This is a genomic window from Sulfuriferula plumbiphila (genome assembly GCF_009938015.1).
GTDB classification, from domain to species: domain Bacteria; phylum Pseudomonadota; class Gammaproteobacteria; order Burkholderiales; family Sulfuriferulaceae; genus Sulfuriferula; species Sulfuriferula plumbiphila.
This window is the reverse complement of sequence record NZ_AP021884.1, coordinates 2,809,679-2,826,541: the sequence shown is the minus strand read 5'-3', so window position 1 is coordinate 2,826,541 and position 16,863 is coordinate 2,809,679. Positions and strand designations below refer to the sequence as shown.

The window sequence follows — 16,863 nt, the reverse complement described above, 5'->3', positions numbered from 1 at the left end:
CATGCGATTTTTCCAGCGACGTATCCACAAGGCGGTATCCGATCTCGATACCGTCGAAATCAGCGAGCAGGATGGCGTGCGCTTTCTGCATCTGGGCAATGACACGGTGCAATCGGCCATGCGGCTGTCCGACCCCAACGGCCTGGAGCTCTCCTATACACGCGCCATGCTGGGTTTTCTGCTGCTTGTGGCGCCGCCAGAGAGCGCGCTGATGCTGGGGCTGGGCGGTGGCTCGCTGGCGAAATTCCTTTATCATCGGCTGCCTGCAATCCGGCTTACCGCCGTGGAAATCAACGCGCAAGTGATCGCCGCAGCCAGATCATTTTTCCAGCTGCCGGCAGACGATGCGCGCTTGCAGGTAGTGCACGGCGACGCGGCAAATTATGTGATCGAACATCCGGGGTGGGACGCCATTCTGCTGGATGGTTTTGATTCCGGTTGCCAGGTCGAATCCCTCGCCACCCAGGATTTCTACGACCACTGCGCGATGGCGCTCACGCAGCATGGCGTGCTGTCGGTCAATCTGTGGGGCAGCGATCCCAACTTCGATGTTTACCTCAAGCGCATCGAAACCGCCTTCGATGGGCGCATCCTGTGCCTGCCTGCCGAGCGGCGCGGCAATATCATCGTATTTGGCTTCGCCGGCAAGCCTCGCTACACCGAGTGGGAAGCACTGCGCAATCGCGCCGCGCGGCTGGAAGCGCAACTTGGTCTGGAATTCACCAATTTTGTTGAGGGTTTGCGCGTGATGAATGCGCATGACCGCAGGGGGCTGGCATGAGCGCCATGGACGAAATCAAGCCGGGTCAGTCCATTGCGCTGCTCAAGGAGCTGCACATCCTGACCCGCGATGGCAAGATGAATCAGGACAGCCGGCGCAAACTCAAGCAGGTGTATCACCTGTACCAATTCATCGAGCCGTTGCTGCACGCCGTCCAGCAGGAACACGCCGCTATTCGGCTGGTGGACCACGGCGCGGGCAAGTCCTATCTCGGTTTTATTCTGTACGACCTGTTTTTCAAACCGCGCAGTAACGCCTCGCATATTTACGGCATTGAAACCCGTGACGAGCTGGTGAAAAAATCGCGGGAACTGGCAGCCACGCTCAATTTCCCGGGTATGAGCTTCCTCAACCTGGCGGTGTCCGAGTCCATTACCTCCGACCTGTTGCCGGCCAGAGTGGATATCGTCACGGCATTGCATGCGTGCAACACGGCTACCGACGACGCCATTCGTTTTGCGCTGAAAAAACAGGCGCAATTCATGGTGCTGGTGCCGTGTTGCCAGGCTGAAGTAGCCGCGGTGTTGAAGAAAAACAAAAGCAACAGCAACAGGCTGGTTAAAAACGCCCTCACCGAAATCTGGCGGCATCCCTTGCATACCCGTGAATTCGGCAGCCAGATTACCAATGTCCTGCGTTGCCTGCAGCTGGAGGCGCACGGCTACCAGGTCAGCGTGACCGAACTGGTGGGGTGGGAGCACTCCATGAAAAACGAACTTATCATTGCCAGCTATAAAAATCTGCCGCGCAAACGTCCGGCGCAGCGATTGAATGAAGTGCTGGAAACACTGGGGCTGGAGGAAATGCGCGCGCGTTTTTTTACTGAGATATGAGTTCGGCGTTATTCAAAACAAAAAGGGTGGCTTGCGCCACCCTGATGTTCAGTAAAGCTGAAGGGGATTGGTTGAAAACCCTTATGCAGCCTTAAATACCCAGTTCTTTTTTCCAGTAGCCTTCAATCAGGCTGACAGTATGCCTGGGCAGAGGTACATAGGCCAGTTTTTCGGCGGCAGCCTGGCCGTGTTCGAGGAACCACTTGGTGAATTTCAGCACTTTCTGATTTTCGGCCTTGGGGTAATCCTTGCGCATGAGAATGTAGGTGGCGGCAGTGATGGGCCAGCTCTTCGCGCCCGGCTGGTTGGTCAGGATGAGGTAAAAATCGCTGACCTTGGAGAAGTCGGCATTGCCAGCGGCAGCCTGGAAACTTTCCATGCTGGGCGTAACCACTTTGCCGTCAGCATTTGTCATGCGGGTGTAGACCAGTTTGGTTTCCATGGTGTAAGCATATTCCACATAGCCAATCGAACCGGGAAGCTGTTTCACAAATCCTGCCACACCCTCGTTGCCCTTGCCACCCACGCCATTAGGCCAGGATACCGAGGTGTCGGAGCCCACTTTTTCTTTCCATTCCGGGCTGACTTTGGCCAGGTAGTTGGTGAAGTTAAAGGTGGTGCCGGAGCCGTCTGAACGATGCACGGTGGAAATCGCCATGTCGGGCAGTTTCAGACCCGGGTTGAGCGCATGGATAGCCGGGCTGTTCCAGTTGGTGATCTTGCCCAGGTAAATGTCTGCCAGAACGGAGCCATTCAGGACCATCTCGCCGGGTTTCACGCCAGGCAGGTTTACCACCGGCGTAATGCCGATAATGACAGCAGGAAATTGCGCCAGATCAGATTTGTTCAGCTCGCCGGGGGTAAGGGGTTTGTCGCTGTTGGCGAAAGCCACGGTCTTGCTCTTGATTTGCTTGATGCCGCCGCCTGAGCCAATGGACTGGTAATTGACTTCGGTACCGGTTTCTTTTTTATAGGATGCAGCCCATTCGGACAGTACGGGGTAGATGGCGGTGCCGCCGGCTCCCGTCAGCGTGTCAGCCGCTACAGCAGCGTGGGTGCTGAGGATCATGGCGGAGGAAATGAAGCCTATTGCGAGGGGTTGGTAAAAACGTTTGAGTGCTGCAGATAGCATCATGAACTCCTTGAAAAATGGGGAACTGAGGTATTTGGAAATACCAAAACCACGCTCAGTTTGAGCCATGTTTGTGACAGTGTTGTGACAAAAAGGAGATATAGTCCGAACCGGATTGCCTGCAATAGACAAGACAAGCCAGGCCGGTTCATTTGATGAGCCTGGATTGCCCCGGTCTTTGCCGGTATTGCGTTTCCTTCGCGCCTTTGGCAGCGGCCCGGGCCACCAGCGGGTCTTCGTCCTGCCTGAGCTGTGCGCGCTGCGCCTCACTAATCAGCGCATTGCGCGAGATGGCGTGGCGTACGTTGGGGTCGCGATCCTTGACGCATTTTTCCACCATGGCCGGGGTGAGGTCGGGGCGCTTGGCGATGCACAGGCGGATGACGTGATCCTGATCTTCAATCAGCGCGGCGACTTCGTCCTGGCTGAGGTCGGCGCGGCGGGCGAAGTAGCATTTGATGACCATCCACTGCTCGCGCACCATGAACGGACGGTAAGCCGCGGGCAGTGTTTCGGACAGGGCAAGGTCGAGCCTTTGGTCCAGCGGGAGTGCCTTGTAGTGTTTTTCCAGATCGTCCATTACTCGGATTCCTAAGGCAAGCCATCAGCGTTCAAGCCTATGCCATGTCCCAGTCAAGCTGTGAATGGTGTGCTGCAGATTGGTGCAACCGTCCAGGTACAGCGCAATCAGCTTCAAGAACAAGTTGGCAGGCAAGCGCATCGCGGCTTTCCAATGTTTGCGAACTATGAAAAAATGGGTCCAATTGTAACGGATTAATTTTGGTGGCGGATATGATCGACAAGGACGGATATCGCCCCAATGTCGGCATCATTCTATGTAATTCCCGGAATGAGGTTTTTTGGGGTAAGCGCATACGGCAACATTCCTGGCAGTTTCCGCAGGGTGGTATCAACCACGGCGAGACCCCGGAGCAGGCCATGTACCGGGAATTGATGGAGGAGGTCGGCCTGGCGGCGCAGCACGTGCGCATCCTTGGGCGTACCCGCGACTGGCTGCGCTACGACGTGCCGAACCAGTGGGTGCGGCGCGACTGGCGCGGCAATTATCGCGGGCAGAAGCAGATCTGGTTTTTGCTGCGGCTGACCGGACGCGACTGTGACGTGTGCCTGCGCGCATCTACCCATCCGGAATTCGATGCCTGGCGCTGGAATGATTACTGGGTGGCGATGGAATCGGTGGTGGAATTCAAGCGTGATGTGTACCGCTCTGCGCTGACCGAACTGGAGCGCTACCTCGAGCGTGATGCGCCGCGCAAACATGGCGCCGCCCGGCTCTATGGTCATGCCCATCATCACGAATAGGATAGGCAATGCAAAAACTTTACGAATCTTTTGATCGCAGCGTGTACTACCTGCCGGGCACCCACCCGGCAGTTTTTTTTCTGGCGGACCAGGAGGGTGGCGGCATTCTGGTCAACTCGCCGGTGTTTTCCGCAGAAATATTGGCACAGATCAATGCCATCATGCCGCTCAGGTTCATTTTTTATCCCAGCCATCTCGGCGCGCAGGATGTTGACGCCTGGCGTGGCGCATCCGCAGCGCAGACCATGGCTTATGGCCACGAAGCCCGGCGCATTGCGGGCAAGGTGGATATCGTGCTGGAACGCGAAAACCGGTTTTCCCGCACCATTGATTTTTTGCCCATGTCCGGGCGCACCGAGAGCAGTTGCGCGTTGCGCTGCAAGAATAAGCCGGGACTGATATTTTTCGGGCCGATATTGTCCTGCGGCGCATCGGGCTGGCCCACCATTATTGCGCAGCCGGATGATTACTCATTCGAGAACCGCCTGTTCGGCGCACTGGGTTTGCAGGACGTGAAATTCGACTATGCTTTCACCGACGATTTCGATCCGCTCACCAGCCGCTTTGGGCCAGGGGCAGATATAGCCATCCGGGATGAAATCGAGCACGCGCTGGCTGATTGAGGTTTTGTCTGCGAAGGTCTATATTTGTCTGGACCTGCCTGTTACCGGGCGGGAGATACCAGGATAAAACACGACAAAATCAGACAAGGCGACAACCATGAGCGAACCCTATCACCTGCTTCCTTCCGGACGGCTTGAGTCCGGTGCAACCTTTCATAAACCCGTGCAGAACCTGCCCGAGCGGGTCACACTGAACAGCCCCGCTCTGGACGTGATGACCGATTTCAAGGTGGTGACCGCGTACACTATTTTTCCGCTGGAAAGCATCGAGGATGCGCAACACAAAATGATTCACCGTGGGGTGCGCATGTTGCTGGTGGTGGATGCAAAAAATACGTTACTGGGATTGGTCACCTCAACCGACCTGATGGGCGAGAAGCCGATGCAGGTGATCCAGAATACCGGCTGCACACACGCGGAAGTGTTGGTGCAGGACATCATGACGCCTGGCGACAAGCTCGAAGTGATCTGCATGAATGATGTGGAGGGAGCCAAGGCAGGCAATGTGCTGGTCACCCTCAAGGCGAGCGGACGCCAGCACGCGCTGGTGGTGGATCGCCCGGCGCCAGGGCAGCCACAAAAGGTGCGCGGCATCCTGTCGCTGTCGCAGCTTACCCGGCAGCTTGGTGTCACTGTGCAGACAGCGGAAATTGCGCAGACTTTTGCAGAAATTGAAACCCAGTTGGCACACTGAGCGGTGACCCCCTCCGCAGCACGCAAGCGCTCAGCCGGGAGGATGTGGCCGTGAAACCGGTACGCTTCACTACCCGCGCAGCACTCACCGTGCAAACCATCAAGCCGGCGTTGCCGATGTGGAAACTCGTGCCTACACACGATGAAAATGGCAAAATGCTGACCGATTTCATGATGCTGTTGCCCAAGCTTCGGCAGCAGCCAAAGGACTACATCGAGCGTACCGTGCTTAGCATCGAGGCCGTGCTGGCGTGTTATCGGGAGGTGGTGTTTGCCGATGTGAACTTGTCCATCAACGTGCTGTGGGTGTCGCTGCGGCACCGTTCTGGCGCAGTGCTGGAAATTGCCGGTGCGATTCGCAGTCGCGTGCCCGAGGCTTTGCTGGTTGGCCACCATACAGGGCGAGAAGCGTAAACCTGCGCGATGTGTTAATTTGATGTCGGCACACAAATGTAGTGGCGAAACAAGCTGAACCTGCGGTCCCGCCATTATCGTACCTGCTCGACCCGTTAAACAGGGTGTTGCTGCCGTCAAAGCATAACCGGGGTTCCGTACCCCGGTTTTTTATTTTGACATGCATGGATGCAGCAGGTCAGATTGTTTAAAATTGAACACTTCGCCGCACAGCCAAAGGAGTCAAGGTAATGCCCATATCCGAGTTGCAAGTCCAGACCGCACTGAAAGAAGTGATTGACCCCAACACGCACAAGGACTTCATCACCAGCAAATCCGCGCGCAATATCAAAGTGGATGGAAACGACGTGACCCTGGACGTGGTGCTGGGCTATCCCGCCAAAAGCCAGCTGGAAATGATCCGCAAGCTGGTGGCCGACAAGTTGGGCGCGCTGGCGGACGTAGGAAAAATAACCGTCAATGTCAGCTACAAGATCGTGTCGCACAGCGTGCAGCGCGGGGTGAAACTCATCCCCGGCGTAAAAAACGTGATTGCCGTGGCGTCGGGCAAGGGGGGGGTGGGCAAATCCACCACGGCAGTAAACCTGGCGCTGGCGCTGGCGGCAGAAGGCGCCAATGTGGGTGTGCTGGACGCCGACATCTACGGCCCGTCCCAGCCCACCATGCTGGGTATCGTTGGCCGCCCCGAATCACGCGACGGCAAGAGCCTGGAGCCGATGGAGGGTCACGGTCTGCAAGCCATGTCCATCGGTTTTCTGATTGATGCGGAAACGCCCATGGTATGGCGTGGCCCGATGGTTACCCAGGCACTGGAGCAGTTGCTCAACGACACGCGCTGGCGCGATCTGGATTATCTGGTGGTAGACTTGCCGCCCGGTACCGGCGACATTCAGCTGACACTGGCGCAGCGCGTGCCCGTCACCGGCGCGGTGATCGTCACCACGCCGCAGGACATCGCCCTGATCGACGCGCGCAAGGGTTTGAAAATGTTCGAGAAGGTTGGCATCCCCATCCTCGGCATCGTGGAAAACATGAGCATCCATATCTGCAGCCAGTGCGGTCATGAGGAGCATATTTTTGGTGAAGGCGGCGGCGAGCGCATGTCAGCGGATTACGAAGTGGAGTTCCTCGGTGCGCTGCCGCTGGACATGCGTATCCGCAAACAGGCCGATTCCGGCACTCCTACCGTGGTGGCGGCGCCGGATAGCCGCATCGCGGAAATCTACCGCGACATCGCGCGCCGGGTGGCAGTGAAAGTGGCCGAGCAGTCGCAGGATCACAGCACCGCTTTCCCCAAGATTGTCATTCAGAACACCTGAACACCGGAACCCATACAGATGAGCATCAAGTCAGACAAATGGATCCGCCGCATGGCGGAACAGCACGGCATGATCGCGCCGTTCGAACCTGGCCAGGTGCGCGAGATGAACGGCCAAAAAATCGTTTCCTATGGCACCTCCAGTTACGGCTACGATATCCGCTGCTCGAACGAGTTCAAGCTGTTCACCAACATCAATTCGACGATCGTGGATCCCAAACATTTCGACTCCAATTCGTTCGTGGATGTGGTGAGCGATTCCTGCATCATCCCGCCCAATTCGTTCGCGCTGGCGCGCACCGTGGAATATTTCCGCATCCCGCGCAACGTGCTGACCATTTGCCTGGGCAAATCCACCTATGCGCGCTGCGGCATCATCGTCAACGTAACCCCGTTCGAGCCGGAATGGGAAGGCTATGTCACGCTCGAGTTTTCCAACACCACGCCGCTGCCTGCGCGCGTCTATGCCAATGAGGGTGTGGCACAGGTGGTTTTTTTTGAAGCAGACGAAGAATGCGAAACCTCGTACCGTGATCGCGGTGGCAAATACCAGGGGCAGACTGGCGTCACACTGCCGAAAATATAGATCAATATCTAGCCCGGCCAGCGCCAAAACCGCCAGGGCAGCCTCGCGCGAGGCTGCCCTGGCGGTTTAATTGTTTATGTCCGTGCCGTTGTTAAGCAGCCGGCCTTGAGGAGCCAGTAATGAAATTCCGTTTTCCCATCGTCATCATAGACGAGGATTTCCGTTCCGAGAACGCCAGCGGACTCGGTGTCCGGGCGCTTGCCAAGGCCATTGAGGACGAGGGCACCGAAGTGCTGGGGGTGACCAGCTTTGGTGACCTGTCCAGCTTTGCCCAGCAACAGAGCCGTGCATCGTGCTTTATTTTGTCGATAGACGACGAGGAATTTTCCTCCCCCAATGCGGCCGACCAGGCCGTTGCCCAGTTACGCACCTTTGTGGAAGAGATACGTTTCCGCAACAGTGAAATCCCGATTTTCCTGTACGGCGAAACGCGCACCTCGCGGCATATCCCCAACGATGTGCTGAAAGAATTGCACGGTTTCATTCATATGTTCGAGGATACCCCCGAGTTCGTCGCGCGCCATATCCTGCGCGAGGCAAAAACCTATCTTGATTCACTGGCACCGCCGTTCTTCCGCGCGCTCACCCATTACGCTTCGGATGGCTCGTATTCCTGGCACTGCCCCGGCCACTCGGGCGGTGTGGCCTTCCTGAAAAGCCCGGTGGGGCAGATGTTCCACCAGTTCTTCGGCGAAAACATGCTGCGCGCCGATGTCTGCAACGCGGTGGACGAACTCGGCCAGCTGCTTGACCATACCGGTCCGGTAGCGGCTTCAGAGCGCAATGCAGCGCGAATTTTCAACGCCGATAATCTGTTCTTCGTCACCAACGGCACCTCCACCTCCAACAAGATGGTGTGGCATTCCACCGTTGCGTCCGATGATATTGTGGTGGTGGATCGCAATTGCCACAAGTCCATCCTGCACGCCATCACCATGACCGGCGCGATCCCGGTGTTCCTGACGCCGACGCGCAACCACTACGGCATCATCGGCCCGATTCCGCTGGAGGAGTTCAGGCTTGAAAATATCCAGAAAAAAATCGACGCCAACCCGTTCGCCCGTGCCGCCAAAGGCAAGCCGCGCATCCTCACCATCACCCAGAGCACCTACGATGGCGTGCTCTACAACGTAGAGACCATCAAATCCATGCTCGACGGTCAGATCGATACCCTGCACTTCGACGAGGCCTGGCTGCCGCACGCCACCTTCCACGATTTTTACCAGGGCATGCACGCCATCGGCAAGGACCGGCCGCGTTGCAAGGAATCCATGATTTTTGCCACGCAGTCCACCCACAAGATGCTGGCCGGATTGTCGCAGGCTTCGCAAATCCTGATTCAGGACTCCGAGACGCGCACTCTGGATCGCGACATCTTCAACGAAGCCTATCTGATGCACACTTCCACCAGCCCGCAATACGCCATCATTGCCTCCTGCGACGTATCGGCATCGATGATGGAGCCCCCGGGAGGCACTGCGCTGGTGGAAGAGTCCATCATGGAAGCGCTGGATTTCCGCCGCGCCATGCGCAAGGTGGACGCCGAATTCGGCGACTCCTGGTGGTTCAAGGTATGGGGGCCGGAACACCTGGCCGAAGAAGGGGTGGGCGAGCGCGACGACTGGGTGCTGCGCGCCAACGAACGCTGGCATGGCTTCGGTGACCTTGCCTCGGGCTTTAACATGCTCGACCCGATCAAATCCACCATCATCACCCCCGGCCTCGACGTGGACGGCGACTTTGCCGACTCCGGCATGCCTGCCGCCATCGTGACCAAATACCTGGCCGAGCATGGCGTCATCGTGGAAAAAACCGGCCTGTATTCGTTCTTCATCATGTTCACCATCGGCATTACCAAAGGCCGCTGGAATACCATGCTGACCGCGCTGCAGCAGTTCAAGGACGAATACGACCGCAACCAGCCGCTATGGCGTGTGCTGCCGGAATTTATCGCCAAATACCCGCGCTACGAGCGCATGGGCCTGAAGGACTTGTGCGATGCCATCCACGGCATCTACAAGGCCAACGACATCGCCCGCCTTACCACCGAGATGTATCTCTCCAACATGGAGCCGGCCATGAAACCCAGCGATGCCTTCGCCCGGATGGCGCATCGTGAAATCGACCGGGTGGAAATCGACAAGCTCGAAGGCCGAATTACCAGCGTACTGCTGACCCCCTATCCGCCGGGCATTCCATTGCTGATTCCGGGTGAGCGCTTCAACGCCACCATCGTGCGCTACCTCAAGTTCGCGCGCGACTTCAACGAACGCTTTCCTGGCTTTGAGACGGATATTCACGGGCTGGTGAAGGGAGAGGTGGGCGGCAGGCCGGTTTATTACGTGGATTGTGTGCGGTAACGCCGGGATCTACGCGCTGATTCCGACGGGAAAAGCCTGAATCTTGTGCAGAACCTGTTGCAGGCTGTGGCTTTCCAGAAATATTTAGTCCGACGACTGCTAATTGTAATCGGCGCGTCACCGGCTACCGCCATGGCGATTTTTCCATCGGTTGCTCCACAATAGCGGCGCACAAACGCCAAACCCTGCCGAAGCAGGGCTGGTCTCGTGGCGGAGTGTTTATCTCAACCGAGCCGACGTCGACTAAATCCGAGTCCCGCGAATCCGAGTCCCAGCAGTGCCAGCGTGGCCGGCTCGGGAACGGTCTGGCCACCGCCGTTGCTGAAGCCGGCGCTGCCGTAGTCGTTGCGTCCGCTGCCGATGGCGCCGGCGCCGATGCAATCGTTGGAGATGGTGTTGGTATCCATTGTCACCGCAGCATTGAGTGCGATGGCCCTACCGCACAGAATCTTTGCAGTGGTATTCAGGGTGACGCTCTGATCCGCGAGAATATTTCCTGCGAACAGCGTGCTGGTACCCAGAGTCGCGGAGCTGCCGACCTGCCAAAACACGCCGTCGTTTGCACTGCCATTGAGCACGCTGACAACCGAGCTGCTTGCGGTCGTGAGCGCGCTCCCGATCTGGAACACGAAGAGTGCATTGGGATCGTTTTGGGCGTCGAGTGTGAGGGTTCCCGTCAACTGAGCCGACGAGTTGAATTTATAGACGCCTGGCGCCAGCGTACCCACTGTACCCAGATCCTGGCCAGTCAGGTTGCTGGTGAACGGCAGATTAAAAAGAGTCGCGTACGCAGTGAGGGAATCACTCTGAGCCTGCTGCGCGACCGCATCAGTCTGGTGTACCGTTCCTGTGAGGGTGATGCTACCCAGCCCGGTGATCGAACTGCCTGGGTAGAGACCGAGATCTCCGTTGATGGTAGTCGAACCGGTATTGGTCACCGTCGATGCACCCAGTACCGCGAAATTTTGCGCCGAACCCAGAAATGGTGCCGCCCATGCCGGGGAGGCGCCGTACAGCGCTCCGATCACTGCCAAGGACAGTACCGGCAGGTATTTTGCTGTTTTCATCACATACACTCCTAAATCGTTATGCGTTATGCATCATTAAGGTTTCGCCCGGCAGCGGAAGATTACTAACGTGCTGCCAGGGCAAGTTAAAGCACAGGTGCAAGAACCGCACTACTGTTATTGAGCTGACTCTGGATGTCTACGCAAGAATCGTGCAACTTGTATTATGTTGCTGATTTAATGATAATTTGCTGTTGCTTACAGGCAGATATGGGCACCAGGTGTAAAGATTTCCGACGTGCGTGCTGTGCTCGTCGCGGCACTATTCCTTGGACTGCTCTAGCGGACAATCCGGGATTAAATAATCATCCGCGGCGGGCGAAAAATCCGGGTATTGGCGTAAAAATCCGGATGCTCGCTGGCCGGCGTCACGCCAGGAATACCCAGTAGCGGCAGTGGCGGAAACTGCGCCGGTGTTTGCGGCGGGGCTGCCAGTAGCTGCTGCGCCAGCATGGCGTCCAGTTGTGTGCGCTGCTGCATGGTATCCAGCGCAAAAAAATCCTCCGTCACCGTTATCTGCACGCACTTGCCGGTCATCGACGGATAGGGGGCGAGCGCTTTTTCATGGAGTGCATGGCCAATCAGATAGAAGCGCATGGCGGCGCGCACTTTGGCGCGTTGCAGGACAAACAGGGTGTGCCAGTCGGCACGCGTCAAATTATCCCACAATGCAGGCTCGGCGCAGGCTACCACCACACCACTCTCGTCGAGCAGGGTGAGGGTGTCACGCAAACGGCTGCGCACGGCTGTCACTCCGGCGCGGATGTGCAATGCATTGAGCGCAGCCTTGGTGTGCGGCCAGCCGAGCCACACCAGCGCGTTGAAGAAGTCGTGCCAGTTGTCGCTGCGGGTGGCGACAGCGCCGCTGTTGTGGATATTGATTTCGTAAGCCAGTGCCGGGTCGGTGGCAGGCCCGGATACAAAGTGAACGGGCAGCCCGCTGGCGTTGACCACGCCGCGCACGGCAGCGTGCCGGGTGAGTGTGGCCGCGTCCGGCCAGCACCTGGCCGCGCTTAGCTCCTTCGGCAGCGGCAGCAGCGAATCAAATAGCGCTGAACTGGCCGGCCAGTCCGGCAGCCAGGGCAGCGTGTTATTTTCGATAGTGGTACTTCAGTATCAGGATGACAAGTGCCAGCACCATGGTGACAGCGTTGGCCAGCGTGACTGGCAGCGAGCCGGTCTGAATGCCGAATACCATCCACAGCGCCACGCCCGCGGTAAAAATCAGGAACATGCTGATGGAAATGTCGTCGGCTTTTTTGCTGCGCCAAATTTTGATGACTTGCGGGATAAAGGCGATGGTAGTAAGCGTACCGGCCAGCAGGCCGATCCAGTCATGTGTGCGCATGATTTCAGTGCAATGCGTTGACGAGCAGGGGGCGGTATTGTGCGGTGAGCGGATGCGTGGCACCCAGCAGATCAAACAGACTCACCAGGCCGCGCCGGCCAATATCCTGACGAAAGCTGCGGTCGCGGCGGACGATTTCCAGAAGCTCGGCCATGGCGGGATCCATATCGTCCGCCACCAGGCGCAATGCGGCGAGCTGGTAGCGTGCTTCCAGGTCATTGGCGTCATGTTGAATGCGTTGCATCAGATCAGCGGGCGCGGGGGCAGCGTGTGCAGCGAGGATGAAACCGAGATGGGTAACCAGCCGGCTGATTTCAGTATCCTCGCGCAGCGCCAGGGGTAGCGCGGTGAGCAGGTCGTGCGCCTGTTGCAACTCGCCACCGGACATCAGCAGCTTTGCCAGATCAGCAGGAATGCGCGGGTTGTCCGGGTCGGCAAGTGCTGCCTCCACCAGCAACATGCGCGCGGATTGGACGTCGCCTCGCTGCTGGCTGGCGAGGGCACGCACGTGGATGGCGTCGTTGTCCCTGGCGATGAAGCGGTCCAGCACCTTGCGGAATTCGGCATCAGGATCAGCGCCGTGGATGGTGTGGACGACCTGGCCATGGCGGAAAAACTTCACCGTGGGTACGCTGGTGACGCCGTATTGGCGGGTGATGTGAGCGAGTTCGTCGGTGTTGGCCATGACCAGCAGGAATTTGCCGCTGTACTCAGCGGTGAGCTTGACCAGGCGCGGCATCAGCAGCATGCAGGGGCCAGCCTTGGGTGTCCAGAAATGCACCATGACCGGGCCTTTTTCAGAATTACCCAGCACCAGTTGGGGGAAATTATCGCGGCTGGCGTCAAATACAAAACGGGAGTCTGTCATGATCGTCTACACACGCTTCAACACTACGCCATTGTTGAGCCAGGTCGCCCACTGCGCGTGGTGGGATACGTCTACGTCAGCTGCGCCAGCCATCCGTTGCAGATGGGTTTGCAAGTCCTGTAGCAATTCGGAATCCATCAGTTGCAGGTTGCCTGGCAGCGCGGCGTGCAGGCAGAGGTAGACAAGTTTGAGTTCGTCGAGGTCGTATTGATCGAGCGGTTTCATAGTGAAGGCAGCAAACAGGGAGAGGGCAATAGCCTACCACCAATAGGCAGGGTGGTGTGGGTACCAGGAACCGTACCAGGGATCGCGCCAATATGGCCGGGGTGGCGGCAACGGGCGGCTGGTGAGCACTAATTGCGCGCCCAGCACCAGCGGCAGGCCCACCCGCACAGCGCCTGCCTGCAGGGTGCCGGTGATTTTCAGCCAGCGCCCCGGCGCAAATATGGCGGGATCATAGTAACCGAAAGCGCAGGTCCTGAACTGGCCTGTTGCGTCTGCCTGCAATGTGCCATAGGCGTCGTAAGGACCGTTCAATTCAAAGCAGGTATCGGTATCCGCGCGATAATGGGCAGTGATCTGGCCAAACCATTCCACTCTGGGGCCAGTGGGGTCGAAGTCGGCGGCCATTGCTGGTACGACTGTCAGCATGAACAGGGCAACGCGCAACAGGGATATGGGTTTATCCAGCATCATGGTTATATGGACCACCCGCGGCCGAGCTTGTTCATGCCCGCGCTTTCACGCACACTTGGCAGGTGTTTATACTGGCCAGTTTCAAGCATCATGCACAGTGCGCGACAAATCCTGTCTTTCTGGTTCGGGGGCGATGCCCGGGCGCAGCAGCGGCGCTGGTTCGGCAAGGATGAACCGGTCGATGAGCTGATGCGCGATGAATTCATGGAGGATTATCAGGCAGCGGCGGCAGGGCAGCTCGCTGACTGGCTGGAATCCGCCCCAGCCAGTCTGGCGCTGGTGCTTCTGCTCGACCAGTTCCCGCGCAACCTGTTTCGCGCAACGCCCCAGGCTTTTGCCACCGATGCGCAAGCGCGGGAAATCGCCCGCGGGATCATTGCGCAGGGCCTGGATCAGGCGCTGACTCCGCGCCAGCGCATGTTTGTCTATCTGCCTTTCGAACACAGCGAGATGCTGGAAGATCAGTTATATTCGATTTCCCTGTTTGAAACCCTGCGCGACGCCGAAGACATGGCGGAAGGGGTGCGCTATGCGTACCTGCACCATGACGTGATCGCCCGCTTTGGGCGTTTTCCTCATCGCAATGCCGTTCTTGGTCGCGCCAGCACAGCAGAAGAGCTGGTTTTTTTGCAGCAGCCGGGGTCTTCCTTCTGACGCGTTATAGTGACATTATTTTCAAACTGCACGGTTAACAATGACTATGAGCGATACCCCTGTTTCCATCACTTTCCACCCCCGAGAAGATAACGGCCCGGTGCTCAGGCACTGGCAGACTTATCCGGGTAATTTCAGGGGGCTGGCGACCCAGTCCGGCGAGCTCGATTGCGGCGACTATGATCTCGGCGGCGGCGTGGTGGTGGAGCGCAAATCCGCTACCGATTTCAGTCTGGCGGTTATGGACAAGCGCCTGTTTGGCGAGGTGGGCAAGCTCAAATCCAGCTTCGATCAGCCGGTTTACATTATCGAGGGCGACCTCTACGGCGGGCGTTTTCATACCGACCCGCTGGTGATTCGCGAGGCCATCGCCTGGCTTACCATAGGCGCAGGCGTGCCGCTGGTGCCCAGCCCCGGTGCCGAATTCAGCGCCGAGCTGATGTACACCATGGCCAGGCAGGCACAGCACGGCATCGGCCATCCGATTGTGATGCGCAACGGCAAGCCGTTTGATCCGGTGAATGGCCAGCGCTACCTGGTGGAGGGCTTGCCTGGCATCAACGAGGGTATGGCGCGCGCACTGCTCGATCGTTTTGGCAGCGCGGCTGCAGTATTTGCCGCCAGCGTGGATGCCCTGGCCGGGGTTGCAGGCATCACGCCGCAGGCGGCCGGGCGTATGCGCCGGGTGCTCGACGCGCACTGGCCGGGGACGCGGGCATGAGCACCCCGTTCCGTTATGCCCATTCCGGTCTCGGGCAATGGATGGAGGCTGCCGAGGCGTGTTTGCGTGGATTGCAGCCAGTGCCGGCAGCAGCCAATCTGGGCTTTGTGTACGTGACCGACCTGTATGCCAACCGGCTGCCGGATATTCTTGACTATCTGCGTGTGCATAGCGGTGTGGCGCACTGGGTGGGATCGGTGGGGATTGGTGTGTGCGCGACGGCGCAGGAATATCTGGACGAGTCGGCCATGGCGGTGATGCTGGGCGAATTTCCTGCGCACAGCTTCCGTGTGTTCGGCAACGTGACCGAACTCGCGCAGCTAAGCGAACAGGCAGGCGGATTCGAAGTGGGGGGGCGGCCTGCGCACTATGCGCTGGTGCATGGCGATGCACGCAATATCGAGGTGCCCGATCTGGTCGAGGCGCTGGCGGCGCGAATGCAGAGCGGCTTTGTCACTGGCGGCATTACCAGCTCGCGCTTTCAGTCGCAACAGGTGGCGGATGCCGTGGTGCATGGCGGCTTGTCCGGGGTGATGTTCGGCGACCAGGTTCCGGTGATGACGCGCCTCACCCAGGGGGTTACGCCGATTGCGGCGCCGCATCAGGTCACGGCCAGCCACGAAAACATTCTTATCTCCCTGGATGGCCGTCCCGCGCTGGATGTGCTCAATGAAGATATTGGCGAAATCCTGGCACGTGACCTGAGTCGTGCCGCGGGCTATATTTTTGCTGCACTCACGGTTTCCGGCTCAGATACGGGCGACTACCTGGTGCGCAACCTGATTGGCGCTGACACGAATGAGCGCCTCGTCGCTATCAGCGAGGTGGTGCCAGCCCAGGGCGAGGTGGTATTTTGTCGCCGTGATGCCAGCGCCGCGCGCGAGGACATGCTGCGTATGCTCAACGAGCTTAAACAGGCATTGACAGCAACACCCCGCGGGGCAGTGTATTATTCCTGTCTGGGACGTGGCGCGGGTTTGTTCGGCGCAGATTCGGTTGAGCTCAAGCTGATCCGCGAGGTGCTGGGTGAGTTTCCGCTGGTAGGTTTTTTTGCCAATGGCGAGATTTCGCATGACCGTCTGTACGGCTATACCGGCGTGCTGACATTATTTTTATAAAGGGATGACATGCTGAACACACAAAACCATCAGGAAGTCGCCATGTTGCGTGACGAGGTTGAAATGCTCATGCGCGAGCGCGATACCCTGCTACGCGTGACGGGTGCCGCCGCCGCATTCGTCGCCGAGATCGACAGCGCCAGCCTTGCGACAGAAACCCTGCAAGCCGCAGAAATGCTGGCGGAAAGCCTCAATCACCTGTCCGAAGACACGCTGCGCGAGTCGCTGGAGGCGGTTAAAGCGCATATTGACGCGTTGGCGTAGCGTGGCTTTGATTTAAGCCGCCGCTACACAATCGCCAACTCCCTATCCATGCATCCGCAAGTGC

General features: G+C 58.3%; 21 protein-coding genes. 13 read left to right on the top strand and 8 right to left on the bottom strand.

Annotation, left to right across the window (positions count from 1 at the left end; all coding sequences use genetic code 11):
- The first annotated feature begins 1 nt into the window (after position 1).
- Both GZH91_RS14595 and GZH91_RS14590 read left to right on the top strand, forming a co-directional pair.
- Positions 2-781, top strand: a complete 780-nt coding sequence (locus GZH91_RS14595) for a polyamine aminopropyltransferase (RefSeq protein ID WP_147070174.1) — start codon at positions 2-4, stop codon at positions 779-781.
- A complete protein-coding gene (locus GZH91_RS14590) occupies positions 778-1,614 on the top strand; it encodes a class I SAM-dependent methyltransferase (RefSeq protein WP_147070176.1) in 837 nt (278 codons plus the stop codon). The genes GZH91_RS14595 and GZH91_RS14590 overlap by 4 nt, the downstream gene beginning before the upstream one ends.
- Positions 1,615-1,705: 91 nt before the next feature.
- Here GZH91_RS14590 and pstS read toward each other — a convergent pair whose 3' ends face one another.
- Together pstS and GZH91_RS14580 are read right to left on the bottom strand one after the other, a co-directional pair.
- Positions 1,706-2,749, bottom strand: a complete 1,044-nt coding sequence (gene pstS / locus GZH91_RS14585; RefSeq protein ID WP_307723866.1) for a phosphate ABC transporter substrate-binding protein PstS — start codon at positions 2,747-2,749, stop codon at positions 1,706-1,708.
- A 145-nt stretch (positions 2,750-2,894) separates the two neighbouring features.
- Positions 2,895-3,326 (bottom strand): hypothetical protein, encoded by a 432-nt coding sequence (locus GZH91_RS14580; RefSeq protein ID WP_147070179.1) that lies wholly within the window; start codon positions 3,324-3,326, stop codon positions 2,895-2,897.
- A gap of 212 nt (positions 3,327-3,538) precedes the next feature.
- Here GZH91_RS14580 and GZH91_RS14575 point away from each other — a divergent pair, with 212 nt between their 5' ends.
- The 7 genes from GZH91_RS14575 (at position 3,539) to GZH91_RS14545 (ending at position 10,063) form a co-directional block, all read left to right on the top strand.
- Positions 3,539-4,069, top strand: coding sequence for an RNA pyrophosphohydrolase (locus GZH91_RS14575; RefSeq protein ID WP_147070181.1), 531 nt, complete (start codon positions 3,539-3,541; stop codon positions 4,067-4,069).
- Between the two features lie 8 nt (positions 4,070-4,077).
- Positions 4,078-4,692 carry a hypothetical protein gene (locus GZH91_RS14570; protein ID WP_147070183.1) on the top strand — a complete coding sequence of 205 codons (615 nt, stop codon included), beginning with the start codon at positions 4,078-4,080 and terminating at the stop codon, positions 4,690-4,692.
- Positions 4,693-4,789: 97 nt separating this feature from the next.
- Positions 4,790-5,386, top strand: coding sequence for a CBS domain-containing protein (locus tag GZH91_RS14565; RefSeq protein ID WP_147070185.1), 597 nt, complete (start codon positions 4,790-4,792; stop codon positions 5,384-5,386).
- A gap of 50 nt (positions 5,387-5,436) precedes the next feature.
- Positions 5,437-5,799 carry a hypothetical protein gene (locus tag GZH91_RS14560; RefSeq protein ID WP_147070187.1) on the top strand — a complete coding sequence of 121 codons (363 nt, stop codon included), beginning with the start codon at positions 5,437-5,439 and terminating at the stop codon, positions 5,797-5,799.
- A 230-nt stretch (positions 5,800-6,029) separates the two neighbouring features.
- The gene (apbC, locus tag GZH91_RS14555; RefSeq protein ID WP_147070189.1) at positions 6,030-7,118 is read left to right on the top strand and encodes an iron-sulfur cluster carrier protein ApbC; all 1,089 of its coding nucleotides are present in this window, start codon (positions 6,030-6,032) and stop codon (positions 7,116-7,118) included.
- Positions 7,119-7,136: 18 nt separating this feature from the next.
- Positions 7,137-7,703 (top strand): dCTP deaminase, encoded by a 567-nt coding sequence (gene dcd, locus GZH91_RS14550; protein ID WP_147070191.1) that lies wholly within the window; start codon positions 7,137-7,139, stop codon positions 7,701-7,703.
- Between the two features lie 119 nt (positions 7,704-7,822).
- Complete coding sequence (locus GZH91_RS14545; protein WP_147070193.1) at positions 7,823-10,063, top strand: arginine/lysine/ornithine decarboxylase; 2,241 nt, start codon at positions 7,823-7,825, stop codon at positions 10,061-10,063.
- Between the two features lie 224 nt (positions 10,064-10,287).
- On the opposite strand, the gene GZH91_RS18165 is transcribed toward GZH91_RS14545, so the two are convergent.
- From GZH91_RS18165 to GZH91_RS14515, 6 genes are all read right to left on the bottom strand, one after another.
- A complete protein-coding gene (locus GZH91_RS18165) occupies positions 10,288-11,130 on the bottom strand; it encodes an ice-binding family protein (RefSeq protein WP_147070280.1) in 843 nt (280 codons plus the stop codon).
- A 297-nt stretch (positions 11,131-11,427) separates the two neighbouring features.
- Entirely contained in the window at positions 11,428-12,093 is a 666-nt protein-coding gene (locus GZH91_RS14535; protein ID WP_161984291.1) for a DUF3025 domain-containing protein, read from the bottom strand.
- Between the two features lie 127 nt (positions 12,094-12,220).
- Complete coding sequence (locus tag GZH91_RS14530; RefSeq protein ID WP_147070196.1) at positions 12,221-12,478, bottom strand: SemiSWEET transporter; 258 nt, start codon at positions 12,476-12,478, stop codon at positions 12,221-12,223.
- 4 nt (positions 12,479-12,482) lie between these two features.
- Positions 12,483-13,346, bottom strand: coding sequence for a tetratricopeptide repeat protein (locus tag GZH91_RS14525; RefSeq protein ID WP_147070198.1), 864 nt, complete (start codon positions 13,344-13,346; stop codon positions 12,483-12,485).
- A gap of 6 nt (positions 13,347-13,352) precedes the next feature.
- Positions 13,353-13,571 carry a hypothetical protein gene (locus GZH91_RS14520; protein ID WP_147070200.1) on the bottom strand — a complete coding sequence of 73 codons (219 nt, stop codon included), beginning with the start codon at positions 13,569-13,571 and terminating at the stop codon, positions 13,353-13,355.
- 33 nt (positions 13,572-13,604) lie between these two features.
- Positions 13,605-14,042, bottom strand: a complete 438-nt coding sequence (locus tag GZH91_RS14515; protein ID WP_147070202.1) for a Slp family lipoprotein — start codon at positions 14,040-14,042, stop codon at positions 13,605-13,607.
- Positions 14,043-14,132: 90 nt separating this feature from the next.
- Here GZH91_RS14515 and GZH91_RS14510 point away from each other — a divergent pair, with 90 nt between their 5' ends.
- From GZH91_RS14510 to GZH91_RS14495, 4 genes are read left to right on the top strand one after another with little or no spacing between them, the layout of a single operon-like run.
- Positions 14,133-14,696, top strand: a complete 564-nt coding sequence (locus GZH91_RS14510) for a DUF924 family protein (RefSeq protein WP_147070204.1) — start codon at positions 14,133-14,135, stop codon at positions 14,694-14,696.
- Between the two features lie 46 nt (positions 14,697-14,742).
- Positions 14,743-15,417: an ERCC4 domain-containing protein gene (locus GZH91_RS14505; RefSeq protein ID WP_161984290.1), complete on the top strand. Its 675-nt coding sequence runs from the start codon at positions 14,743-14,745 to the stop codon at positions 15,415-15,417.
- Positions 15,414-16,535, top strand: a complete 1,122-nt coding sequence (locus GZH91_RS14500) for an FIST signal transduction protein (protein WP_147070208.1) — start codon at positions 15,414-15,416, stop codon at positions 16,533-16,535. The genes GZH91_RS14505 and GZH91_RS14500 overlap by 4 nt, the downstream gene beginning before the upstream one ends.
- 9 nt (positions 16,536-16,544) lie before the next feature.
- A complete protein-coding gene (locus GZH91_RS14495; RefSeq protein ID WP_147070210.1) occupies positions 16,545-16,799 on the top strand; it encodes a hypothetical protein in 255 nt (84 codons plus the stop codon).
- Positions 16,800-16,863 lie beyond the last annotated feature (64 nt).